The sequence below is a fragment of the uncultured Aliiroseovarius sp. genome (genome assembly GCF_947492455.1).
In the GTDB taxonomy this organism is placed as follows: Bacteria; Pseudomonadota; Alphaproteobacteria; order Rhodobacterales; family Rhodobacteraceae; genus Aliiroseovarius.
The window spans coordinates 563,972-587,855 of the sequence record NZ_CANLNB010000001.1; the positions used below are offsets into that span (position 1 = coordinate 563,972).

Consider the following 23,884-nt stretch of genomic DNA (forward strand, 5'->3'; position numbering starts at 1 on the left):
ATCAAACGGGATAAGGTAAGCCCGAGCAGTAAAGGTAGTATGAATGACCCCCTTGCGTATGACTTTCGCCGCACTGGCCCTGATGGCCACGGCGCTTCCGGCTCAGGCCGATAAGATCAGCCTGAACGCTATTTCCAGCTATTTGAACGGTCTGAGCACCGCCAGATCGCAGTTCACCCAGATCAATGATGACGGCACGATCTCGACCGGGACGATCTATCTGAAACGTCCGGGGCGCGCGCGGTTTGAATACAACCCGCCGATGGATGCGCTGGTCGTGGCGGGCGGGTCTCAGGTTGCGATCTTTGACGGAAAATCCAACGCAGGGCCACAGCAATACCCGCTGAAACGCACGCCGCTGAACTTGATTCTGGCGCGCAATGTGAATTTGGGTCAGGCCAATATGGTGGTGGGTCACAGCTATGATGGGACGGCCACAACGGTTGTCGCACAGGACCCCGAGAACCCTGATGTTGGGACGATCGAGCTGAAGTTCACGGCGAACCCGACCGAGCTGCGCCAATGGATCATCACCGACAACGCGGGATCGCAGACAACCGTTCTGTTGGGTGAGCTTGAGAAGGGTATGGACCTCCGTGCGTCGCTATTTTCGATTACCGCCGAGGTCAACAAACGGTCACGCAACTAGGCGAGTTCTTGGAAAATCTGACCCGGGTTTGCCGGGTCAGACTCTGTCTTAGCGGCAGTTTGCCAGCTGGATTTGATACATGATCGAGCGGCTTGCGACCTCGTCCGCCACACGGACCAGCCAGGATTTCGACTTATAGCTGCCGCGCAAATATCCGGTCCGACCCTCGTGATAGGCCAGATACTGGTTGCGCGCGTCATGCAGCGGGATGCCGGTGACCTCGGTCGTTTTGGTCATGTACCAGCCCATGAAATCCGTCGCGTCTTGGATCTTGGTGCGTTTTGCGCTGCGGCCGCCTTCGGCCCGCTGGTATTCCTTCCACGTGCCGTCCAGCGCCTGCGCATAGCCATAGGCCGAGCTTTGGCGCCCCATGGGCAACACGCCCAGCACGTATTTCACAGGTGTGCGCGCATCGTGGACGAACTTCGATTCCTGATAGATAACTGCCATCTGGACGTGAACGGGGACATTCCATTTCCGTTCTGTCTTCTTCATGGCGCGCAAGATTTTGGGCTGCTGCCGAACGATGCTACATGCATTGTCCAGATTGCGCGGGGCCTTTGAGCCCCCGCCACATGACGCCACGAACGCCACGACCATGGTCGCGAGAATGAGTTTTTTCATCTGCCTACTGCTCGTATGTTTTTTCGCTATTCTAGCGGATTTTAGGGCCCGTGGGAATCACCTGATCCGCCTTTTTCGCACCCGCGGCACATCTTTGCCGGTCGGCTGAAAACCGCGCCTTCCGGGGGCGTGATGCCCAAACTGTTTCCAAAAAATCCGGCCCAGTTGCATGGACAATCCAAGGTGTTCGGCGTTAGTGATGGGACAAGGTTGGATTAATGTTGAAGACACACGCGAAATATCATCTGGGCCAAGTTGTGCGCCACCGGAAGCATCCCTTCCGAGGGGTGGTTTTTGACGTAGATGCGATTTTTTCCAACACCGAGGAATGGTACGACGCCATTCCCGAAGACAGCCGCCCGTCCAAGGATCAGCCGTTCTATCACCTGCTGGCCGAGAATGACCAAAGCTATTACGTGGCCTATGTGTCCGAGCAGAATCTGGTCGAAGATCACTCGGGCGAGCCGGTCGAACACCCTGATCTGCATGATCTTTTCGGCGATTTCGAAGACGGCCAGTACCCGCTTCAGGTACAGCTGAACTAATCAAATTTCCGCGAATTACAACGCAGTTGGCCTCTGGGCCAGCGCGCTGGTTTGATCGCTTCTTACCTCTCAGAATGGGTGCGCATGGCCCCAAATTCAGGCCTGTTCCTCTGCAGGTTTTGGGATCTGGAAGGACAGGATATTTCGCCCATCGCGCCGTTCATACTGAAGGCCATCGGTCAGCTCTTGCACCAAAAGCCAGCCGAATCCCCCCTCGGGCAGATCGCCCGTTTCGCAGGCCAGATCATAATCGACCTGCTTGTTGGGCAGATCTGCGGGCAAGGGCAGCCCTTCGTCCTGTACCAGAACGCGTAGCCCAGTGTCTGATGGATCGACCGACAACCGAATGTGGCCCGACGGGTCTTCCTGATAGGCGTGCTCGACAATGTTGTTCAGAACCTCGGCCAGAACAATTTCGACCACCGATTTTTCATCGTCCGACAGGGTCAGGGAAAGCACCTTCCCCAAGGCCTGTCGCACAGAAAAGTTGTCGCTTGGAAAGTCCAGCTTCAGGCATTGATCCGAATGTGGCGTCGCCGCGTTCTGCAAGTCTGTGCACTCCTATAGCGCGGGTGTGTCAGCTTGCGTTGGCAAGGCCGCCATCAAGGGCCGCATCTACGTTGTCATGGATGGTAAAGACCGAGTCCATACGTGTCAGTGCAAAGACTTTGCCGACGGTGTTGGACAGGGCGGCCAGTTCAAAGCTGCGCCCGTCGGGCACTTGCTTCATGGCGGCGACAATCGCGCCAAGGCCGCTTGAGTCGATGAAGTCGACTTTCGTCATATCCACGACCACGCGCTGCGGGCCATCCGACGTCATGTCGCGCATCTGATCCTTGAACTTGATGGCGATGGCGGCGTCAATTCGACTGTTGTCTACGGTGATCACTCGGGCCTTGGGCCCGTCTTGATAGGTCAGTTGCACGGGATCGCTCCTTCCTCGCGGTTAGTAGAACTACAGTCTAGACGGCGATCCTTACCATTCGGTAAGCGAGTACGGGAAAAGCACAGGTTGGAGGCTAAGATGAAAAACGTGGTTATCGCAGGGGCGGCGCGCACCCCCATGGGCGGATTTCAGGGCGCATTTTCGGGTGTGACGGCTTCCGAGCTGGGCGGCGCAGCAATCAAGGCCGCTTTGGAAGATGCAGGGGCCGAGGCCAGCCAGATTGAAGAGCTTCTGATGGGCTGCGTTCTGCCCGCCGGTCAGGGTCAGGCTCCGGCGCGTCAGGCGGGCTTTGCTGCCGGTCTGGGCAAAGAGGTTCCCGCCACCACGCTGAACAAGATGTGTGGCTCGGGCATGAAGACCGCGATGATCGCGTATGATCAGGTCGCGCTGGGCGGCACCGACATTATGGTCGCCGGCGGTATGGAGAGCATGACCGAAGCCCCCTATATCCTGCCGAAAATGCGCAGCGGTGCGCGGATCGGCCACGGTTCGGTCGTGGACCACATGTTCCTGGACGGTCTGGAAGACGCCTATGACAAGGGCCGCCTGATGGGCACCTTTGCCGAGGATTGCGCCGAGAGCTTCCAGTTCACCCGCGAGGCGCAGGATGAATACGCGCTGAAGTCGCTGTCGAACTCGCTTGAGGCACAGAAATCCGGCGCGTTCGAGGGCGAGATTGCCCCCGTCACCATCAAGACCCGCAAGGGCGATGTGGTCGTTGGCGAAGATGAACAGCCGGGCAACGCACGCCCCGACAAGATCCCGACCCTGAAGCCTGCTTTCCGCAAGGATGGTACCGTGACGCCGGCCAACAGCTCGTCGATTTCGGACGGGGCGGCGGCGCTGGTCGTGGCATCGGAAGAGGCCGCCACCGCAGCAGGCCTGAAAATCCGCGCGCGGATCATGGGTCACGCCAGCCACGCGCAGGAACCGAACCTGTTCACCACGGCGCCGGTGCCTGCCGCGCAAAAGCTGCTGGATCGTTTGGGCTGGACCAAAGACGACGTGGATCTGTGGGAAGTGAACGAGGCGTTCGCCGTCGTCCCCATGGCCTTCATGCATGAAATGGGCCTGTCGCGCGACATCGTGAATGTGAACGGCGGTGCCTGTGCGCTGGGTCACCCGATCGGTGCTTCGGGCACGCGCATCATGGTGACGCTCTTGAATGCGCTGGAAAAGCGTGGTCTGAAACGCGGTGTGGCCGCGATCTGCATCGGCGGTGGCGAAGGCACTGCCATCGCGATCGAACGCGTGTAAGGTCACACAGACCTGCAAGATTAAAGCATTCGACCTTACAGGTGAGGCGCGAATACCCTGCCATGCTTCGCATTCTCGGGACATTCGCGCCGCAGAGAGTTAGGTTGAAGGTCGGATGCTTTCGGGCGTGGGTTTCCGCGCCCTTTTCATTTGGAAGACATGATGAAAATCAACTACACCGAGACCGCCCAGATCATCGCATCCCTGACGGAAGGGGAAACCGACGAGGTCGCCCTGATGGCCACCGTCACCTGCGAGCTGCATCACGCCGATGATCGGTTCGACTGGACCGGTTTCTACCGCGTGACGGAACCCGAGATGTTGAAGATCGGGCCGTATCAGGGTGGGCATGGCTGCCTGCAAATCCCGTTCTCGCGCGGTGTGTGCGGCGCGGCAGCGCGCACGGGTGAAGTGCAGTTGGTCGATGACGTCGACGCCTTCCCCGGCCACATCGCCTGTGCCTCCTCGACCCGGTCTGAAATTGTTTTGCCGGTCTGGAACGCTGATGGCGCGCTGATTGCGGTGCTGGACATCGATAGCGATCAACCCGCCGCATTCACGAAGGAAGACGCTGACGCGCTTGCGAAAATCCTGTCGGACACCTTCGCGCGCTAGGATTTTTCCTGGGCGAAACTCTGAAAATTTGACCCGTTTGGCGGCCTGAACACGACAATTTCCCGTCGCAATCAGGCTTGCCACGAATCACTTTTGCGCCTCAGTATGAAAAAAATGGTGAAAATTTCACGATAACATTCATGCGGAGGTCACATGCTACACAGCGATCCACAGCACCTGAACCGGACAAGTCTGGGGGCTGATATTCGGGCCTTGCGCAAATCCCGCGGCATGACCATCGCTGATCTGGCCGAGGCCTTGGGGCGGTCCATCGGGTGGCTCAGCCAAGTGGAACGTGACAAATCTGACCCCTCGATTTCCGATCTGCGCGCCATTGGCGAAGCGCTGGGTGTACCCATGTCGCTGCTCTTCGCGCACAAATCCTCGCCCGCGGGCGAACAGGGGCGGGTCGTACGCGCCGGCAATCGCCGTCCGATGGGGGCCAGCCATGAAGGATTGCGGGAAGAGCTTCTGTCCCCCGACCTGACCGACGATTTCGAGATGGTGCACTCGACCTTCGCGCCGCATTCCAAAATGCAGACCCCCGCCAGCCGCCCCACGCAAGAGGTCGGATACATGGTCTCGGGCAAGCTGGACCTGACCATCGGCGGGCGCAGTTTCACCGTGCAGGCGGGCGATAGTTTCCGCATCAAGCACGAGGCCTATGACTGGGCGAACCCCTATGACGAACCGGCCGTTGCGATCTGGGTGATCGCGCCGCCGGTCTATTAAGGGGGCGATGATGATCAAGGGAAGCTGCCTGTGCGGCGCCATCACGTTTTCCACCGACGCGACACCGGAAGGTGCCTCGATGTGCCATTGCAGCCAATGCCGCAAGCAATCGGGTGGCATCTGGTCCTCGGCCTTCGTGCCGGAGGCGGCTCTGACCATCACCGGCGAGGTGTCGTGGTACGAAGCCAGCGATACGGCGAAACGAGGATCCTGCCCAACTTGCGGGTCCTTCCTGTTCTGGAAAGCCCATGACGAGGACACGATCAGCTTTGCACTGGGCGCGGTCGATGGCCCCACCGGGCTGAGGTTGGAAAAGCACATCTTCACGGCGGACAAGGGCGATTACTACCAGATCGCCGATGGCCTGCCGCAGAGGGATTAAGCCATGCTAGAGACGCTTTTCCTGATGGACCCGTGGGTCATTGCCACCTTTATCGGAGCCTCGATCCTGCTTTACCTAACGCCCGGCGCGGACATGATGTTCGTGATCGCCAGCGGCATCGCAGGTGGACCGAAATCGGGACTGGCGGCCACTGCAGGCGTGATCTTGGGCGTCGCCTGTCAGGTCATCCTCGCCGCCGCCGGACTGGCGCTGCTGATCGCGGCCTCTCCTATCGCGCTGGACGTGATCCGCTATGCCGGGGCCATCTATCTGACATGGCTTGCGTGGCACAGCTGGCGCAGCTCGGGCGCCCCGGATACCCGCAAAGGTCGCGCTGATCTGTGGCGCGCTTTCCGCCGGGGCCTTGTCACCAACCTTCTGAACCCCAAGGTGATCTTGTTCATCCTCGCCTTTCTGCCGCAATTCGTGGATCCCGAGATTGGCCCGGAATGGCAGCAGATCCTGATCCTTGGCATCATCTTCGCTATTGGCGGCTTCATTGCCGACGGGCTGATCGGCATCTTCGCCGGTTTGGCCGCCGACAAGGTCCGCAAATCCACTCACACCATGAACAAACTGTCCGCCGTGATCTTCGGAGCACTCGCCGCACGGCTGGCATGGAATTGACCAACAGGAGACCCAAATGTCCGACTTCCCCACCAAAGCACGCGTCGTCATCATCGGCGGCGGTGTTGTCGGCGCCTCGACGCTGTATCACCTTGGCCTGAAAGGCTGGACTGACTGCGTTCTGCTTGAAAAGAACGAGCTGACGGCAGGGTCCACCTGGCATGCTGCAGGCAACGTGCCGACGTTCTCGACCAGCTGGGCGATCATGAACATGCAGCGCTACTCGACCGAGCTGTATTCGCGTCTGGGCGAAGAGGTCGACTATCCGATGAACTATCACCAGACGGGTTCCATTCGTCTGGCCCACACCAAAGAGCGGATGCAGGAGTTTGAACGCGCCTGTTCGATGGGCCGTTACCAAGGCATCGAGATGGAGATGTGGACGCCCGAGCAGGCGAAAGAGCGTTATCCGTTCCTTGAAACCCACGACCTGATGGGCGTGCTGTGGGATCCGTCGGATGGCGACATCGACCCGGCGCAGGTCACGCAGGCACTGGCCAAAGGTGCGCGTGACATGGGACAGAAGATCCTGCGCTTCACGCCCGCGACCGGTGTCACCCAGAAGGAAGACAAAACGTGGATCGTTCACACCGAAAAGGGCGACATCGAATGTGACTATGTAGTCAACGCCGCCGGGTATTACGCCCAGCGCGTGGGCGAGATGTTCAAGCCTTACGGCGGACGCACCGTGCCGATGATGGTGATGGAGCACCAGTATCTGCTGACCGAACAGATCCCCGAAATCGAAGCATGGTCCAAGGAACATGGCGGTAAGCTGCCCCTGATCCGCGACGTGGACGTGTCGTACTATCTGCGTCAGGAAAAGCACGGCTATAACCTTGGCCCGTACGAGCCGAACTGTAAGGCGCACTGGCTGGGCGACGACAAAATGCCCGACGATTTCAGCTTCCAGCTGTGGCAGGAAGATCTGGACCGGATCGAGGATATCGTCGTCGATGCCATGGCGCGCGTGCCGCTGATGGAAACCTCGGGCGTGTCCAGCGTGATCAACGGCCCGATCCCCTACGCCCCGGACGGTTTGCCCCTGATGGGTCCGATGCCCGGCGTTGAAAACGCGTTCGAGGCTTGCGTCTTCACCTTCGGCATCGCCCAAGGTGGTGGCGCGGGCAAGGTCATGGCGGAATGGATCGTCGATGGCGCGACCGAGTGGGACATGTGGGCGGTCGATCCGCGCCGCTACACCGACTACACCGATCAGGACTATTGCGACCAGAAGGGGATGGAGGTCTACGGCAACGAATACGCCATGCACTTCCCCCACCACGAATGGCCTGCCGCGCGCGACAAGAAACTGTCGCCGGTGCATGACCGCGTGATCGCCGCTGGTGGCGTCATGGGTGCCTATAACGGTTGGGAACGCGCCAACTGGTTCGCCCAAGACGGCGACGATACCTCGCTTGAAGCGACGCATACATGGGGCCGCTCTGGCCCGTGGGAGCAACGCATCAAGGAAGAATGCGAAGCCGTGCGTGACGGTGTGGGCGTTCTGGACTTGCCGGGCTTCTCGCGTTTCGTTGTTAAAGGCGACGGTGCCGCCGAAGCGTTGCGCGGTCTGGTCACTGGTGGTCTGCCCAAGATCGGACGTATCAACTTGGTCTATATCGCCGACAATCGCGGTCGCATCCTGACCGAGATGTCGTGCATGCGTCTGGGTGAAGACGATTTCGTCATGATCACCGCCGCCACGGCGCAATGGCATGACCGCGATATTCTGGTGCAAGCGATGCCTGCGACTGTCACGGTCGAGGACATCACCACCACTCGCGACACGCTGATCGTGACCGGGCCGAAGTCGCGCGATCTGCTGGCTGGCATGTCGGATGCGGACCTAAGCCTTGGCTGGCTGACCCATCAGGCGGCCACCGTGGCAGGCAAACCCGCGCATCTGGTGCGCGTGTCCTTTGCGGGCGAACTGGGCTGGGAGGTCCACGCTCTGAACGACGATATGCCCGCAATCTATGATGCAATCGTCGCTGGTGGCGCCAAGCCGTTTGGCATGTACGCATTGAACAGCTTGCGTCTGGAAAAAGGCTATCGCGCGTGGAAGGGCGATTTGTCGACCGACTATTCGCTGCTGGAAGGCGGGCTTGGCCGTTTCGTCAAGCTGGACAAGCCGCAGGACTTCCCGGGCAAGGCCGCAATCCAGAACGAGATGCAGCAGGGCGTGAAGAAGTCCTTCGTCACCCTGACGGTCGAGGCTGGCGACGCCGACGCGCCCTATATGTCCTGCATCTGGTCGGGCGACGAAATCGTCGGCGAAACCACCTCGGGCGGGTGGGGCCATCGTGTGAACAAGTCAATCGCGCTGGGCATGGTCCGCACTGAGCTGGCCACCCCTGGCACCGCGCTTGAGGTCGAAATCTACGGCGAAAAGTTCAAAGCCGTGGTGCAGGAAGACCAACCGCTGTGGGATCCGGCAAACGAGCGTCTGCGCGCCTGATCGCATGAAAAAACTGCCCCGCGCGCACCAAGATGCGCGGGGCCACCAACAGGGAAGGAACAGATGATGAAGGACATGATCCAGCATCCGATTCAGGTGGATATCCTGATGTCAGACGGCTTCGTCTTGACCGAATTGTCTGCCATTCTTGAACTTCTGCGCATCGCCAACCGCGTCACCGCGCGCCAGGTGTTTCGCTGGCAAAACCGCTCGCGTCACGGCGGGGCGATCAGCTGCCGCGCCGGGATCGACGTGGCGACCCATCCGTTCTGCTCCAAGCCGTCCGCGCATTACGTCTTTGTTCTGGGCAACTCTGACCCGGACGCGAAAGAGCTGTCGCTGCAGAAAGAAATCAAAGCCTATCAATGGGCTGGCGCGCGCGTGATCCTGCTATCGGAAGCCGCCAGCCGCCACATCGCCGAGACCGGTGAACAAACGATGAGCCACACCACCCATTGGGAAAACCGCGCGGTTCTGAACGAGCGCGGCACGCCGGGCGTGGGATCTTATGCGCTGGTGGCCGATGATGGGCGGATCATCACCTCGGCCGGGATGGGATCGACCCATGACCTTGTGCTGGCGCTCTTGGGTAGCCACCTGTCCGCAGCCTCGGTTGCGACGGTTGCTGACATCATGCTGCACGAGAAGATCCGGACGTTCTCGACCCTGCAACCCTTTGGTGGGAAAGAGCTTTCTTTGACGGGGAACCGCGCATTGGATCAATGCGTTGAACTGATGCAGGCCAATCTGGAGGAACCCCTGCGCATCTCGGAACTGGTGGCGCTGCTGGGGATTTCTGAACGCTCTTTGGAACGTCACTTCCGCGCGCATTTCCATACCACGCCCAACGCGTACTACCGTGAACTGCGCCTGAACCACGCCAACACGCTGCTTCTGAAAACTGCGATGAGCGTCCGCGATGTCGGGCTGGCCTGCGGTTTCCCCAACGGGTTCTCGTCGCTGTTCCGCCGTCATTTCGGCGTAACCCCCATGTCGCTGCGCAAGACCGGAAACTTGCCCGCCTATAATAACTGATTTCCGGCAATTTTGTCGGAAACAAGATGTTTGGTCGCGACGGCTCGTGCAACGTTCGACCCGAATCCATCAAGGAGTGATGCCATGTCCCTGCCCACACAAGCCCGCGTTGTCATCATCGGTGGCGGCGTTATCGGCTGCTCTGTCGCCTATCACCTGACCAAGCTTGGCTGGAAAGATGTGGTATTGCTTGAACGCAAGCAGCTGACGTCTGGCACAACATGGCATGCCGCCGGTCTGATTGCCCAGCTGCGAGCGACGGCGAACATGACGAAGCTGGCGAAATACTCGCAGGAACTCTACGGCGATCTGGAAGCGGAAACCGGCGTTGCCACGGGCTTCAAGCGTGTGGGCTCGATCAGCGTGGCGTTGACGACCGAGCGGATGGAGGAGCTTGCCCGTCAGGCCGCCATGGCCCGCGCCTTTGGCGTCGACGTGGAAGAGATCACGGCTGAAGAAGCTCTGTCACGTTACGAGCATCTGAACATCGACGGCGTGGTCGGTGGGGTATGGCTACCGAAAGACGGACAGGGTGATCCTGCCAACATCGCATTGGCGCTGGCCAAGGGCGCACGTCAGCGTGGTGCGACCGTCAAAGAGCGTACCAAAGTGACCGGCATCCAGCGCGACGGGCGCAAGGTGACGGGGGTCGAATGGGCCTCGGACGACGGGAAAGAACAGGGCAACATTGCGTGCGACATGATCGTGAACTGCGCTGGTATGTGGGGCCATGAGGTCGGCCGCATGGCTGGCGTCAACGTCCCGCTGCATGCCTGCGAGCACTTCTACATCGTGACCGAGGGCATCCAAGGCCTGCAACAGTTGCCCGTGCTGCGCGTGCCGGACGAATGCGCGTACTACAAGGAAGACGCGGGCAAAATGTTGCTGGGTGCGTTTGAACCCAACGCAAAACCGTGGGGCATGAACGGCATCGCCGACACGTTCGAATTCGATCAGCTGCCCGAAGATTTCGACCATTTCGAACCCATTCTTGAAGCCGCCTGTAACCGCATGCCGATGCTGGCCGAGGCGGGCATCCACACCTTCTTCAACGGCCCCGAAAGCTTCACGCCGGACGATGCCTATCACCTTGGTCTCGCGCCCGAGATGGACAATGTCTGGGTCGCAGCGGGCTTTAATTCGATCGGTATTCAGTCGGCGGGCGGCGCAGGTATGGCGCTGGCGCAGTGGATGGAGGACGGCGACAAGCCTTTCGATCTGGGCGACGTGGACATCAGCCGGATGCAGCCCTTCCAGGGCAACAAGCACTACCTGTATGAACGCTCGAAAGAAACGCTGGGCCTGCTCTATGCCGACCACTTCCCCTTCCGTCAGAAAGCCACAGCGCGCGGCGTGCGCCGGACACCGTTCCATCACCACCTGAAGGAACAGGGCGCCGTCTTTGGTGAAATCGCGGGCTGGGAACGTGCCAACTGGTTCGCCAACGAGGGTCAAAAGGCCGAGTACGAATACACGTGGGGCCGTCCGAACTGGTTCGACAACGCTGCCGCCGAACACAAAGCGGTGCGCGAGAATGTTGGCATGTACGACATGACCTCGTTCGGCAAAATCCGCGTCGAAGGCCCGGATGCCGAAGCGTTCATGAACTATGTGGGCGGCGGCGACTATTCCGTGCCCAATGGCAAGATCGTTTATACCCAGTTTCTGAACCGTCGCGGCGGGATCGAGGCCGACGTGACCGTCACCCGCCTGACCGAGACCGCCTATCTGGTCGTCACCCCCGCCGCCACACGTCTGGCCGATCAGACATGGATGCAGCGCCATGTGGGCGATTTCCGCGTGGTGATCACCGATGTGACCGCGGGCGAAGGTGTCTTGGCCGTGATGGGTCCGAACGCCCGGAAACTTTTGGAAAAGGTCAGCCCCAACGATTTCACCAACGCCACCAACCCCTTCGGCACCGCGCAAGACATCGAGATCGGCATGGGCTTGGCCCGCGCCCACCGCGTGACCTATGTCGGCGAGCTGGGGTGGGAGATCTATGCCTCGGCCGACATGGCGGGACACGTCTTTGAGACCCTGTTTGACGCGGGGCAGGACATGGGTCTGAAGCTTTGCGGTATGCATATGATGGACAGCTGCCGGATCGAGAAAGGCTTCCGCCACTTCGGTCACGACATCACTTGCGAAGATCACGTGCTTGAAGCGGGGCTTGGCTTTGCCGTGAAGACCGACAAGCCGGACTTTATCGGACGCGACGCCGTACTGGCCAAGAAGGAAAGCGGGCTGGAAAACCGGATGGTGCAGTTCAAACTGACCGACCCCGAGCCGCTGCTTTATCACAACGAACCCGTCATTCGCGATGGCGAGATTGTGGGCTATCTTAGCTCGGGTTCCTACGGCCACCATCTGGGGGCCGCGATGGGCATGGGCTATGTCCCGTGTAAAGGCGAAAGCGCTGCGGATGTTCTGGCGTCGAGCTATGAAATCGACGTGGCGGGCACCCGCGTGAAGGCCAAAGCATCACTGAAGCCGATGTATGACCCAAAATCGGAAAGGGTGAAGGTGTGACGTTTAACGATCAGCCCGAACTGGACGGGGATACGCTGCGCTTGCGGGGCTTGCGGGAAGAAGACCGCGAGGCCCTTTACCAAGCCGCCAGCGACCCCGAGACATGGGCGGGTCACCCTGCCAAAGACCGCCATATGCGGGATGTGTTTGATCCCTATTTCGACATGCTGCTGGCGGCGGGTGGGACGTTGATTGTCTTTGACAAGTCGCGTGATCGGGTCATCGGGTGTTCGCGCTACTATGTCGGCCCCGATGCGCCGGACGACATTGCAATCGGCTTTACGTTCCTAAACCACCGCTATTGGGGCGGCGAAGTGAACCTGCGCATGAAACAGTTGATGCTGGATCATGCCTTCGCGCATTTCGACCGCGTCTGGTTTCACATCGCGCCCGATAATATCCGCTCGCAAAAAGCGACGATGAAGATCGGTGCGGTATTCACCAGCGATGAGGAACTCGACCTGTCAGGCAGTGTGCTACCTTGGAAATGCTATCGTCTGGATCGGGCGGCATGGACGCAGGTCAAGGCGAACCGGCTTGATGGGTGAAGCATCACGGGTCGTGATGTATCGTTTCAAAGAAATCGCTCTATCCAATGCCATCATGCGCTTGCATAAAGGCTGGGTGAGGAGCGCGACATGGCTGTGACATCAAAACCGGAAAATGTGGATACGCCGCAAGGGCTTGCCTTTGCGATCACGGCTTACGTGCTGTGGGGGTTCCTGCCGCTTTATCTGAAGCTTTTGACCCATATGCCCGCGACCGAGGTGCTGGCCCATCGCGTGATCTGGTCCGTTCCCGTCGCAGGTGCCGTGCTGTTCGCCATGGGCCGCACGCGTGACATTAAGGCCGTTCTGACCGACCGCCGCAGCCTGCTGCTTGCCTTGGTGACGGCCACGCTGATTTCGGTCAACTGGGGCATCTATATCTGGGCGATTGGAGCCGAACAGACGGTCGAGGCCGCGCTGGGCTATTACATCAACCCGCTGTTTTCGATCGTGATGGGGGCCGTGCTTTTGGGCGAGCGTCTGTCGCCTGCGCAATGGGTGGCGGTGCTGTTGGCAGCGTTGGCGGTGATTGTTCTGACGGTGGATGCGGGCCGCCTTCCGATGGTTGCACTCAGCCTAATGCTGACATGGGGCTTTTATGCCTATTTCAAGAAATCCCTGCCCATCGGCCCCAATCAAGGCTTCCTGCTTGAGGTGCTGATCCTGACGCCCCCCGCGTTGGCCTATGTCGTCTGGCTGGGCGTCACCGGGCAGGGGCATCTGTTCACCGGAGTCTGGGACACGGCGCTTTTGATGGGCTGCGGGCTGGTCACTGCGGTGCCGCTGATGGTCTATGCGAACGGCGCGAAGCTGCTGCGTCTGTCGACCATCGGCATCCTGCAATATATCGCGCCCACGATGATCTTCCTTGTGGCCGTCTTCATCTTCCGCGAACCGTTCGGAGGCGCCAAACTGATCGCCTTCCCGCTGATCTGGCTGGCGCTGATCGTCTACACCACTGCGCTGTTTCGGCAGATGCGGCGCAAGCGGTGACTTGCGGCGCAGGGTTCCAACCGCTATCCCGCGCGCATGTCGTCTGAATACACCCCGCCTCAGGATCCGCTGGTCATCCTGCATCACGATCACGAGCTTCTGTTCGTGGACAAGCCCTCGGGCTTGTTGTCGGTGCCGGGGAAGGGCGAGCATCTGGCCGACTGCCTGATCGCGCGTGTTCAGGCCGTGTTTCCCGAAGCGCTGCTGGTGCATCGGTTGGATCGCGATACCTCGGGCGTGATGGTCTTTGCGCTGACCCCCCACGCGCAGCGTCATCTGGGGCTTCAGTTCGAGAAACGACAAACCAAGAAAACTTATCTGGCGCGCGTCTTTGGTCGGGTCGAGGACCGTGAAGGCACCGTCGATCTGCCCCTGATCGTCGATTGGCCCAACCGCCCTAAGCAGCATGTGGATTTCGAGAACGGAAAGCCCGCGGTGACCGATTGGAAAGTCCTGCGATATGAGGACAACGCCACCCGGATGCGCCTGTTCCCCCAGACCGGTCGCAGCCACCAGTTGCGCGTGCACATGCTGGAACTCGGCCATCCCATTTTGGGCGATCCGTTTTATGCCACAGGCGCGGCGCTGGACGCCCCGCGCCTGATGCTGCACGCCGAAAGCCTGCGTCTGCGCCACCCTGACGGCGGAAAGGGGATCACCATCAAGGCGAAATGCCCGTTCTGACGGCTTGACCTTGGGGCAGGAAGTCTTGCCCAGACCCGCGCTTCCTGTTTGACTGGCACGACCTGCGAAGGAGGCCCCAATGCATCAGCCCGTCATTTCCGGCACCGGCGTTTTCACGCCCGAACAGATCATCACGAACGCCGAACTGGTGGAGGCGTTCAACGCCTATGCCGACAAGTTTAATGCGGCGCATGCCGACGCCATCGCGGCGGGCGACGTGGATGAGATGGGCCATTCCTCGGAAGAGTTCATCGTGTCGGCCTCGGGCATTCATCAACGCTATGTCATGGATAAAGCCGGGGTTCTGGATCCCGATGTGATGCATCCGACCTTGCGCGAGCGCGCGGATGACGAACCGGGGATCATGACCGAAATGGGCGTGGATGCCTGTCGCAAGGCTTTGGCACAGGCCGGGTGTGACGCGGCAGATGTTGACCTTGTGATCTGCGCGGCATCGAACCACGAACGCGCCTATCCGGCCATCGCGATTGAAATCCAACAGGCGCTGGGCGCGGGTGGCTTTGCCTTTGACATGAATGTCGCCTGTTCGTCTGCCACTTTCGGCATCCAAGCCGCCGCCGACATGATCCGCTCGGGATCAGTCAAACGCGCATTGGTGGTCAACCCCGAGATCTGCTCGGCCCATTTGGAATGGCGCGACCGCGATTGCCACTTCATCTTCGGGGACGTGGCGACAGCGACCCTGATCGAGCGCAAGGAAGATGCCAAAGGCGATCATTTCGAGATCCTGTCGACCCGCTGCCTGACGCAATTCTCGAACAACATTCGCAACAACAACGGCTTCCTGCGCCGCACCCGGGAAGAGACCGCGGATCTGCCCGATCGCCGTGACATGCAGTTTATGCAGAATGGCCGTAAGGTGTTCAAAGAGGTGCTGCCGATCGTGTCAAAGCACATCTTGGGGCACATTGCGGATATCGGTGTGCAGCAAGATGATCTGAAACGGCTGTGGCTGCATCAGGCCAACAAGTCCATGAACGACTTCATCGGGAAGAAAGTGCTGGGCCGCACGCCCGAAGCCGATGAGCAGCCCAATATCCTTCAGGACTACGCCAACACCTCGTCCGCTGGGTCTATCATTGCCTTCTCGAAATATTCGGATGACTTGGCGCCGGGAGACACTGGCGTGATCTGTTCCTTTGGCGCCGGGTATTCGGTCGGGTCGGTCGTGGTGCGCCGTGCCTGACCTCAGCGCACGATGAACTCTGCATGAAGCGCGCCCGCCGCTTTGATGCTTTTCAAGATGTCGATCATGTCGCGCGGGGCCACGCCCAAGGCGTTCAATCCGGCCACGAGCTCGGACAAGGACGCCCCGCCGCTAACTTCGGCCAGCCCGATGCCCGGCTCTTCCTCGATCGCGGCATTGGTGCGCGGCACCACGATGGCCTCGCCGTCCGAGAACGGGTTGGGCTGCACCACGATGGGTTGCTCTTGAATGCGGAGGGTCAGATTGCCCTGCGACACCGCCACCCGACTGATCCGCACATCTTCACCCATGACAATGGTGCCTGACCGCTGGTCGACAACCACCTTGGCGCGGCGCTCGGGCTCGACGCCGATGTTTTCGATGGTTCCCAACGCATGTGCAGGAGAGATCGCGCGCGTTGCGGTGATGTCGACCACCACCGTCCCGCTGTCCAGCATGCGGGACACCACACGACCATATTTGCCGTTGATGGCTCGCTCGATCCGTTCGGCGGTGGTGAAATCGGGTGTGCGCAGGGCCAGACGAATGGATTTTAGCTTGGTGAAATCAAAGTCAATCTCTTGCTCGACCCGCGCGCCGCTGGGGATCACGCCGCTGGTAGGAACGCCCTTGGTCACCGACGCGCCATCCCCTTCGGCCGTTGCGCCGCCTGCGATGACAGTGCCTTGACCGACGGCATAGATTTCGCCATCTGCGGCATTCAGGGGCGTCATGATCAACGTCCCACCCAACAGGCTTTTCGCGTCCCCAATCGCCGAGACCGTCACGTCAATCCGGGACCCCGCGCGGGCAAAGGGCGGCAGAGAGGCCGTGACGAACACGGCCGCCACGTTTTTAGGCCGGAATTGCTCCCCGGTGATGTTGACGCCCAGCCGTTCCAAGATGTTGGACATAATGTCTTCTGTGAAGGGCGCGTTGCGGATGCCGTCCCCGGTCCCGTTCAAGCCGACAACTAGCCCATAGCCCACAAGGTCGTTGCCGCGCACCCCGTCGAACTCGACCAGATCTTTGATGCGGATCGAGTTCGCATTGGCGGCGGTCGCCAAAGCGAAAAGCGCTATCAGGCAGGCAAGCAGGTGTTTCATCGCATGTAATCCGTGAAGCTGAGTTTCGAGAGATGCGCGGTGGTGGTGTAGAGCGCCTCGAGCTGGCCATAGAGCTCTTCCAGCCGTGCCGCGGTGTCGAACGGATCCGCGGCGGTCAGTTCGTTATAAGACAGCTCCAGCGCGTGTTGTTCGGCGGTGTTGTGCGCCATCGCGTTTTCGATCCGTGCCTCCACCGTGCCGACCCGCGCTTGCAGCATCGTGGTGTCATCGACCGCGCTAAGAAGCGCGTTGGATGACATCTCGGCCAGAGATTTCTGCTGGTCCAGATCCCCTGAAAGCGCGCCCTTGGCCAGTACGGTAGTCTTGGCGATTGCGGACAAAAGGTTGCGTACCTCAGGATCATTTGCGCGGACGGGCAGGGTGGCGGATTCGCCGTTGCCCAATCGGATGGGGCCATAGCTTTCATCCGCCCCCAAATAGCCCAGCGTTTCAAACCCGCCGCCGGGCGTGTTGAACCAATCATCGATTGCCGCCGAAACGCCTGCCGCTGTCACTTCGCCCGCGATGGCGGTCATCAGTTCGGCAATGATCGTGTCAGCATCAGCAAGGGCGGGGCCGTCTGTGGCCGCGCCCGCGAACAGCGATCGCCCGCCCGCGCCTGCGTTGAGCTTTGAAATGATCGAGGCAAATTTTTGCTCTGCATCCAGTGCCGTGGTTTGCAGCATGGTCACGTTGTTTGCGCTGCGCGCCGCGATCAGCCCGCTTGAGAGGTCCTGCGCCTGCGCATTAATAGTTGTTAACGCGGCCTGAGTGGTGTCTGCCATCAGCCGCGCCTCGTTCGTGGCTTGCACATGTGCGGACATCAGTTTCAGGCTGTGTTCAAGCCCCGCGATTGCACCGAAGCCGCCCGTGTTGTGTGCCCCCAGATCCGTTTTTCGCCCAGTGGACAGCTCGGTGCTGAGCCGCGTCAGATCCTGACGCAACTGCGCGCTATGTCGCCGGGTCAGGAAGGTGCTGGCCATGTCGCCGAAAGTGGAAATGCTCATCCCGCGCCCCTTACATACCTAACAGAAGTTGCAACATTTCGTCGGCAGCTGTGACGACCTGAGCGTTGGCGGCGAAGGCCTGTTCGATAACCATCAGCTTCTGCATCTCGGCATCCGTATCGACACCCTGCGCCAGTTCCATCTCGCGCAGGCTGTTGTTCTGCGCGACATCAAATCCCAATTGAGCCTCGCTGTGAGACAGGTTTGCAGCGACCGTGTTAAGCAGATCAGACGCTAACCCAGCCGAGGATCGGGCCGCGCCGGAAAATCCTCCGGACGCGGTGACCTTGGGGGTGTCCAAGGCGTCGACCAACTGGCCGAGAAGCGTGGCATTGCCGACATTGCCCGGCACTGCGGCCCCCAGCCCATCGCGAAGTCTCCAAATGGCTCCACCCTGCGCGGGGTCCACGGCGGCGTTTAAGGTCAGGCGACTGCTGAGGGCGATTTCATCCGCAGGATCAAACGTCGCGCCCGCATCTGTAAACAGACCCGGCGCCCCCGGTACGCGCGTCGCATCCAAGGCCGGGTCCTGAAAACGTTCAACAAGATCGCGGGCGAAGGCATCAAGCTGTTCTTGCGCGCTCACCGCCAGATCGTCGCGGACCTGAAAATGCGCCGCCAATGATCCGCCTGAGATCGCGTTGCGGTCCGCCGTAGTGTCAATCGGCTGGCCGTTAATGGTCAGCCCGGACAAAGCACCACTACCCAATGTCATCTCGGGGACGATTGTGTTGACGGGCGAGAATCCCAGTTCGGCGGCGCGCCCATCCAGCAGAATGGCCCCGCCGCTCGAGATCAGGGCAACTTGCCCACCATCGCGCGGGACCTGTTTGATCGGGATGATCGAAGACAGCGCGTCGATGGCCTGCTGTCGCTGGTCCATCAGGCCCGAGGGATCCGCGCCGCGCACGATTGCGGCCTGAATCTTTGTGTTCAGGTCCTGCACGTCCTTCAGGCCTTGGTTCAGTTGCGCGACTTCTTGCGCGATGGCTTGATCCGCGGTCAGGCGTGCGTCCTGAATGTGATCAGACGTGGCTTTCAGATGAGACACAACATTGCGGGCTGCGTTCAGGCTGGCATTCAGGGTTGCCTCGCTGTCGGGGCGGGCAGCGGCCTCGATCAGGGCGGCCTCGAACTGGGCCATGCGGCCCGAAAGGGATCCCGGCTGGTCGGGGGTGCCAATGGCTTTTTCCAAACCTTCCAGAAAGCCCGACCGCGTGCTTCCGTGACCCAGCGCTGCGTCCGACAAACGGCGGTCGCCCAGAAGACGTTCGTCGACGTGGCGGGTGACGCCCTCGATCACGACCCCCGACGGCGCGCCGCCCAGCGTGCGCGATGACAGGCTGAGCGACCGCACGCCATACCCATCTGTCGTCGCATTGGCGACGTTGGACGAGACGACATGGGCCGCGCGCGCGTTGGCGCTGAGGCCGGTCAATGCGTTGTAGAGGGCGCTGTTGAGGGTCATGGCAGGTTACTTCTGGTTCCCGATCAGCGTTTGATGTTGGTGGTTTCTTGCAGCATCTCGTCGACGGTCTGGATCACCTTCGCGTTCGAGCTATAAGCCCGCTGGGTTTGGATCAGGTTGGTCAGCTCGCCCGCGACATCGGTGGTCGAACCTTCGCGCGCAAAGCCAACGACTTCGCCCGTCGGGCCGTCACCGGCATCCCACATGAAGAACGAACCGCTTTCGGGTGACACCTGATAGGCTTGGTTCGAGATCGAGGTCAGGCCGTTCGGGTTCGACACATCGACCAGCGGCACCTGATAGATCGTGCGGATGAACCCGGTGTCATAGGTGGCTTTCAGGAAGCCATGTTCGTCGATCTGCACCGCGGTCAGGTTGCCCACCGGCGAGCCGTTCTTGGTGATGGCCACGGGGGCAAAGCTATCCGACAGTTGGGTCAGGCCGTTGGGGTCGCCGATCCCGCCGATGGTTAGCGACAACGGACCGCCTGCAACGGTCAGGTCCAACGTCCCGGCGGCGGCGTCATAGGCGCCGCCGGACACGACTGTGACCGAGGCGAGCGTACCGCCATCGGCGCGGCTGTCATCGAAGACCAGCGTGTATTCCCCGATCACCGCCCCACCCGAGGCGCTGTCGGTGATCTGCATGGTCCAAGTATTCGAAGATCCGGTGCCCGGAACAGAGGGGGTAAAGCTGAAGTCCAGTGTCTCAGATGTGCCGAGGTTGCCGAAATATTCGACCGACAGCGGCAGTGGGGTGCCGGCAGCGCCTGCCTCCGTCTCGACCGCGGGCAGATTTACGCCAAGCTTCATGTTGGTGGTCGGGTCGCCGGCGGTTTGGTTTGCGTTGATGACGACAGGTTCCAGCCCCACGCCCGTGTCGCGCGGATAGGTGCCCACATTGCCGTCTGCGTCTGCGGGCCAGCCCAATAGGACAAGCCCGGTTTCAGTTTTTAGGACGCCTTCGGAATCGGTGCGGAACGAACCGGTCGTGGTCATCATCATCGGCCGTTCGCCGGGGTTTGAATCGGCGTAGACCTCTTGCGTGACGGGCAGCATGCCGCGCCCGCCAACCGCGATGTCCATCGGATTCGAGGTCGAGATCAGCGGGCCATGCTCGTCGATCAATCGCTGCGTGGTCGTACGTACGCCGCCCGCCGAATAAGTACCGGATCCGGAATGCCCACCGATGACAAGGCTTTGGAAATCAGCCGTGGCCCGCTTGTAGCCAAATGTCGAAGAGTTCGCGATGTTGTCAGAAATCGTTGCCAATTTCGTTGCATGCGCATTCAGCCCGGACACGCCGGCACTTAGTGAGGAGGAAATCGTCATGGTGCGCCTTTCTGCTGCATCTACCTCTGGTCCGGGACAGAGTGGACCGGGTGTCCTTAACAGCCGCCTAATAGGCGCGAGATTCGCGACGATTTCCCCTTAGCTTATGATTTCGTTACCTTTTCGAACGCAGCAGGATCAGCTCGATCCGGTTGTTGCGCGCGGCCATCGGGTTGGGTGTGACCGGTTCATGATCCGCGTGCCCGGTGACGCGCTGGACTTTATCGGGGGATTCGCCCAGCGATTCGTACAACCTGCGCACCGCATCAGCCCGGCCCGAGGACAGCTGCCACGCGGTGTTTTCAGCCACGACGACCGGTTGCGTGGCCACATGCCCTTCGATCGCGACACCGTTTTTTGCCAGGTCGAACACCTCGGCAATGGTTGTCAGGATCTCTTCCAGGATCGGTGTGGGCGTTGTGGTCCCCGCATGGAACAGCGGGGCGTGATCCAGCGCGAAAATCTCGACCAGCAGGCCTTCGTCGGTCACGCGGGTCACGATATGGCGCCGAAGCTGGTCGCTGGTCATGCTTTCGCCGGACCGGCTGAGCAGCATCTCTTCGACCTCTTTCAGCTTGGCGGTTTCCTTTTCGCCGCTTTCGCCGGAACTGTCGGCCTGATTTCCGTCTTTGGAGGCTGCAGGATCACGCGGAACGCCGCCTGTGCCGGTTTGCGACAGGCTTTCTTCGCTTAGCACGCTGTCGCCCCCGAAAGACCCGCTGCCACCGCCCGACACGCGGGTGATTGGAATTGTTGGACTGAAATAATCCGCGATCCCCTTGCGCTGCTTTTCTGTGGTCGCGTTCAACAGCCACATCAGCAGGAAGAACGCCATCATCGCGGTCACGAAATCCGCATAGGCCACTTTCCATGCACCACCATGGTGACCATCACCGCCACCCTTTTTGATCTTCTTGATAATTACCGGAGCTTGTTCATTCGAACGCATCCCACCACCTCATTTTTCACCCAAGGTCAGGGATAGCAGCACCAAGTTTCCATCGGCTTAACTATTCAAATTGTTGCGATTTCATTACTTCTCATGTGAAGCATCGCTTTTTCTTGACTTCGTTTCACATGCAACGATATCATTATCGCGCAACAGGATGGCCCATCTGGGCATTGAAACGGATCGACTTATGAACAAGCATAGCCCCTCGCGCGAGATGCAGCGCGCGGTGTCAGCCGTTGGCACCGAAACGCATTACATGCCCGGTTGGGCGAATGATTTCGAAACCGAGGCTCTGCCCGGCGCGCTGCCGCAAGGCATGAACAGCCCGCAGAAATGCGAATATGGCCTGTATGGCGAGCAGCTGTCCGGCACCGCTTTCACCGCCAACCCGCCCGAGCGCACCTGGACCTATCGCATCCGTCCGTCGGTGAAGCACTCGGCCCGCTACACCAAGATCGATGTGCCCTATTGGAAATCTGCGCCATGCGTGGATCCGGACGTGATTTCGCTGGGTCAGTACCGATGGGATCCGGTGCCGACGACTGAGGGTCTGAACTGGATCACCGGTATGCGCACCATGACCACGGCGGGCGATGTGAACACGCAGGTCGGTATGGCCAGCCACGTCTATTTGGTCACCGAGTCGATGGTCGACGACTATTTCTTCTCGGCTGACAGCGAACTGCTGGTTGTGCCGCAGGAAGGCAAGCTGCGGTTCTATACGGAACTGGGCATCATCGACCTTGCGCCGCAGGAAATCGGCATCATCCCGCGTGGGCTGGTCTATCGCGTCGAGCTTCTGGAAGGCCCCGCACGCGGCTTCGTCTGTGAAAACTACGGCCAGAAATTCGAACTTCCGGGACGTGGCCCCATCGGCGCGAACTGCATGGCCAACCCGCGTGACTTCAAAGCCCCTGTTGCGGCCTATGAAGACCGCGAAGTGCCGTCGACCATCACCATCAAATGGTGCGGTCAGTTCCACAAGACCGAGATCGGCCAGTCGCCGCTGGACGTGGTCGCGTGGCACGGCAACTACGCGCCTTACAAATACGACCTGACCACATACTGCCCGGTCGGCGCGATCCTGTTTGACCACCCGGACCCTTCGATCTTCACCGTGCTGACAGCGCCCTCGGGTCAGCCCGGCACCGCGAACATCGACTTCGTTCTGTTCCGCGAACGCTGGATGGTGGCGGAAAACACCTTCCGTCCGCCGTGGTATCACAAGAACATCATGTCCGAACTGATGGGCAATATTTACGGCCAGTATGACGCCAAGCCGCAGGGCTTCGTCCCCGGTGGTGTGTCCTTGCACAACATGATGCTGCCGCACGGGCCGGATCGTGATGCTTTTGAAGGCGCCTCGAATTCGAACCTCGGTCCGGAGAAGCTGGACAACACCATGTCCTTCATGTTCGAGACCCGCTTCCCGCAGCATCTGACAGCCTTTGCGGCGAACGAAGCCCCGCTGCAGGACGATTACATCGACTGTTGGGACAGCCTTGAGAAGAAGTTCGACGGGACGCCCGGCAAGAAATGATGAAACTGTATGGATACTGGCGGTCCACGGCGGCCTATCGCGTGCGGATTGCGCTGAACCTGAAAGGGCTCAGCGCCGAGCATGTCTCGGTCCATCTTGTGAAAGATGGCGGGCAGCAGCACGCGGAAGATTACGTGGCCAAGAACCCGACCCATCTGGTGCCCTCGCTGGAACTGGAGGACGGCACCGTCCTGACCCAGTCGCTGGCGATCATTGACTATCTTGAGGCCGTTCAACCGGACCCGGCGCTTCTGCCTGCCGATCCGGTCGCCCGCGCCAAGGTTCTGGCCGCAGCCCATGTCATCGCGATGGACATCCACCCGGTGAACAACCTGCGCGTGGCGGGGCATCTGGGCGACAGGTTCGGTGCGGATGCCGAGGCCAAACGCCAATGGATGATCCACTGGATGGACGTGGGCTTTGCCGCCCTTGAACAGATGGTCGACAAGGACAGCACATTTGCCTTTGGCGACACGCCGACGCTGGCAGACATTTGCCTTGTCGCACAGTACTATAACGCACGGCGCTGGGGGGTCGATCTGACCGCCTATCCGCGTCTGACCGAAATCGAAGAAACCTGTCTGGCCCTGCCTGCTTTCGCCGATGCGCGACCCGAGGCACAGCCAGATGCCGAGTGAGGATC

Annotated in this window: 24 protein-coding genes; 16 read left to right on the forward strand and 8 right to left on the reverse strand. The window is 60.3% G+C overall.

Annotated elements, in window-relative coordinates; translation table 11 throughout:
* Positions 1-43: 43 nt before the first annotated feature.
* Complete coding sequence (locus tag Q0677_RS02700) at positions 44-649, forward strand: outer membrane lipoprotein carrier protein LolA (RefSeq protein ID WP_298905586.1); 606 nt, start codon at positions 44-46, stop codon at positions 647-649.
* Between the two features lie 48 nt (positions 650-697).
* On the opposite strand, the gene Q0677_RS02705 is transcribed toward Q0677_RS02700, so the two are convergent.
* The gene (locus tag Q0677_RS02705) at positions 698-1,273 is read right to left on the reverse strand and encodes a transglycosylase SLT domain-containing protein (RefSeq protein ID WP_298905587.1); all 576 of its coding nucleotides are present in this window, start codon (positions 1,271-1,273) and stop codon (positions 698-700) included.
* 218 nt (positions 1,274-1,491) lie between these two features.
* Here Q0677_RS02705 and hspQ point away from each other — a divergent pair, with 218 nt between their 5' ends.
* The gene (hspQ, locus tag Q0677_RS02710) at positions 1,492-1,818 is read left to right on the forward strand and encodes a heat shock protein HspQ (RefSeq protein ID WP_133485093.1); all 327 of its coding nucleotides are present in this window, start codon (positions 1,492-1,494) and stop codon (positions 1,816-1,818) included.
* A gap of 96 nt (positions 1,819-1,914) precedes the next feature.
* On the opposite strand, the gene Q0677_RS02715 is transcribed toward hspQ, so the two are convergent.
* Both Q0677_RS02715 and Q0677_RS02720 read right to left on the reverse strand, forming a co-directional pair.
* Positions 1,915-2,298 (reverse strand): ATP-binding protein, encoded by a 384-nt coding sequence (locus tag Q0677_RS02715; RefSeq protein WP_298905800.1) that lies wholly within the window; start codon positions 2,296-2,298, stop codon positions 1,915-1,917.
* A 97-nt stretch (positions 2,299-2,395) separates the two neighbouring features.
* Entirely contained in the window at positions 2,396-2,743 is a 348-nt protein-coding gene (locus tag Q0677_RS02720; RefSeq protein ID WP_298905588.1) for an STAS domain-containing protein, read from the reverse strand.
* A gap of 99 nt (positions 2,744-2,842) precedes the next feature.
* On the opposite strand from Q0677_RS02720, the gene Q0677_RS02725 reads away from it, so the two are divergent.
* The 12 genes from Q0677_RS02725 (at position 2,843) to Q0677_RS02780 (ending at position 15,837) form a co-directional block, all read left to right on the forward strand.
* Entirely contained in the window at positions 2,843-4,021 is a 1,179-nt protein-coding gene (locus Q0677_RS02725) for an acetyl-CoA C-acyltransferase (protein WP_298905589.1), read from the forward strand.
* Between the two features lie 162 nt (positions 4,022-4,183).
* Positions 4,184-4,636, forward strand: coding sequence for a GAF domain-containing protein (locus Q0677_RS02730; protein ID WP_298905590.1), 453 nt, complete (start codon positions 4,184-4,186; stop codon positions 4,634-4,636).
* Between the two features lie 153 nt (positions 4,637-4,789).
* Positions 4,790-5,368 carry an XRE family transcriptional regulator gene (locus tag Q0677_RS02735; RefSeq protein WP_298905591.1) on the forward strand — a complete coding sequence of 193 codons (579 nt, stop codon included), beginning with the start codon at positions 4,790-4,792 and terminating at the stop codon, positions 5,366-5,368.
* A 10-nt stretch (positions 5,369-5,378) separates the two neighbouring features.
* Positions 5,379-5,750, forward strand: coding sequence for a GFA family protein (locus Q0677_RS02740; protein ID WP_298905592.1), 372 nt, complete (start codon positions 5,379-5,381; stop codon positions 5,748-5,750).
* A gap of 3 nt (positions 5,751-5,753) precedes the next feature.
* The gene (locus Q0677_RS02745; protein WP_298905593.1) at positions 5,754-6,377 is read left to right on the forward strand and encodes a LysE family translocator; all 624 of its coding nucleotides are present in this window, start codon (positions 5,754-5,756) and stop codon (positions 6,375-6,377) included.
* A 16-nt stretch (positions 6,378-6,393) separates the two neighbouring features.
* On the forward strand, positions 6,394-8,838 hold the full coding sequence (locus Q0677_RS02750; protein ID WP_298905594.1) for an FAD-dependent oxidoreductase: 2,445 nt from the start codon (positions 6,394-6,396) through the stop codon (positions 8,836-8,838).
* A gap of 66 nt (positions 8,839-8,904) precedes the next feature.
* Positions 8,905-9,873, forward strand: coding sequence for a helix-turn-helix domain-containing protein (locus Q0677_RS02755; protein ID WP_298905595.1), 969 nt, complete (start codon positions 8,905-8,907; stop codon positions 9,871-9,873).
* Positions 9,874-9,957: 84 nt separating this feature from the next.
* The gene (locus Q0677_RS02760) at positions 9,958-12,405 is read left to right on the forward strand and encodes an FAD-dependent oxidoreductase (protein WP_298905596.1); all 2,448 of its coding nucleotides are present in this window, start codon (positions 9,958-9,960) and stop codon (positions 12,403-12,405) included.
* Positions 12,402-12,953 carry a GNAT family N-acetyltransferase gene (locus Q0677_RS02765; protein WP_298905597.1) on the forward strand — a complete coding sequence of 184 codons (552 nt, stop codon included), beginning with the start codon at positions 12,402-12,404 and terminating at the stop codon, positions 12,951-12,953. Before Q0677_RS02760 ends, Q0677_RS02765 begins: the two co-directional genes overlap by 4 nt.
* A gap of 90 nt (positions 12,954-13,043) precedes the next feature.
* The gene (gene rarD / locus Q0677_RS02770) at positions 13,044-13,946 is read left to right on the forward strand and encodes an EamA family transporter RarD (protein ID WP_298905598.1); all 903 of its coding nucleotides are present in this window, start codon (positions 13,044-13,046) and stop codon (positions 13,944-13,946) included.
* 36 nt (positions 13,947-13,982) lie between these two features.
* Positions 13,983-14,630 (forward strand): pseudouridine synthase, encoded by a 648-nt coding sequence (locus Q0677_RS02775; protein WP_298905599.1) that lies wholly within the window; start codon positions 13,983-13,985, stop codon positions 14,628-14,630.
* 79 nt (positions 14,631-14,709) lie between these two features.
* A complete protein-coding gene (locus Q0677_RS02780; RefSeq protein WP_298905600.1) occupies positions 14,710-15,837 on the forward strand; it encodes a beta-ketoacyl-ACP synthase III in 1,128 nt (375 codons plus the stop codon).
* Positions 15,838-15,839: 2 nt separating this feature from the next.
* Here Q0677_RS02780 and Q0677_RS02785 read toward each other — a convergent pair whose 3' ends face one another.
* The 5 genes from Q0677_RS02785 to Q0677_RS02805 all read right to left on the reverse strand — a co-directional run bounded on the left by Q0677_RS02785 (position 15,840) and on the right by Q0677_RS02805 (position 21,698).
* Entirely contained in the window at positions 15,840-16,943 is a 1,104-nt protein-coding gene (locus tag Q0677_RS02785) for a flagellar basal body P-ring protein FlgI (RefSeq protein WP_298905601.1), read from the reverse strand.
* On the reverse strand, positions 16,940-17,950 hold the full coding sequence (locus Q0677_RS02790) for a flagellin (RefSeq protein ID WP_298905602.1): 1,011 nt from the start codon (positions 17,948-17,950) through the stop codon (positions 16,940-16,942). Before Q0677_RS02790 ends, Q0677_RS02785 begins: the two co-directional genes overlap by 4 nt.
* Positions 17,951-17,960: 10 nt before the next feature.
* Positions 17,961-19,418: a flagellar hook-associated protein FlgK gene (gene flgK, locus Q0677_RS02795; protein ID WP_298905603.1), complete on the reverse strand. Its 1,458-nt coding sequence runs from the start codon at positions 19,416-19,418 to the stop codon at positions 17,961-17,963.
* A 23-nt stretch (positions 19,419-19,441) separates the two neighbouring features.
* The gene (locus tag Q0677_RS02800; RefSeq protein ID WP_298905604.1) at positions 19,442-20,749 is read right to left on the reverse strand and encodes a flagellar hook protein FlgE; all 1,308 of its coding nucleotides are present in this window, start codon (positions 20,747-20,749) and stop codon (positions 19,442-19,444) included.
* Between the two features lie 115 nt (positions 20,750-20,864).
* Positions 20,865-21,698, reverse strand: coding sequence for a flagellar motor protein MotB (locus Q0677_RS02805; RefSeq protein WP_298905605.1), 834 nt, complete (start codon positions 21,696-21,698; stop codon positions 20,865-20,867).
* A 190-nt stretch (positions 21,699-21,888) separates the two neighbouring features.
* Between Q0677_RS02805 and hmgA the strand changes: the two genes are divergently transcribed.
* Both hmgA and maiA read left to right on the forward strand, forming a co-directional pair.
* Entirely contained in the window at positions 21,889-23,241 is a 1,353-nt protein-coding gene (gene hmgA / locus Q0677_RS02810) for a homogentisate 1,2-dioxygenase (RefSeq protein ID WP_298905606.1), read from the forward strand.
* Positions 23,238-23,879 carry a maleylacetoacetate isomerase gene (gene maiA / locus Q0677_RS02815; RefSeq protein WP_298905607.1) on the forward strand — a complete coding sequence of 214 codons (642 nt, stop codon included), beginning with the start codon at positions 23,238-23,240 and terminating at the stop codon, positions 23,877-23,879. Before hmgA ends, maiA begins: the two co-directional genes overlap by 4 nt.
* Positions 23,880-23,884: the final 5 nt, after the last annotated feature.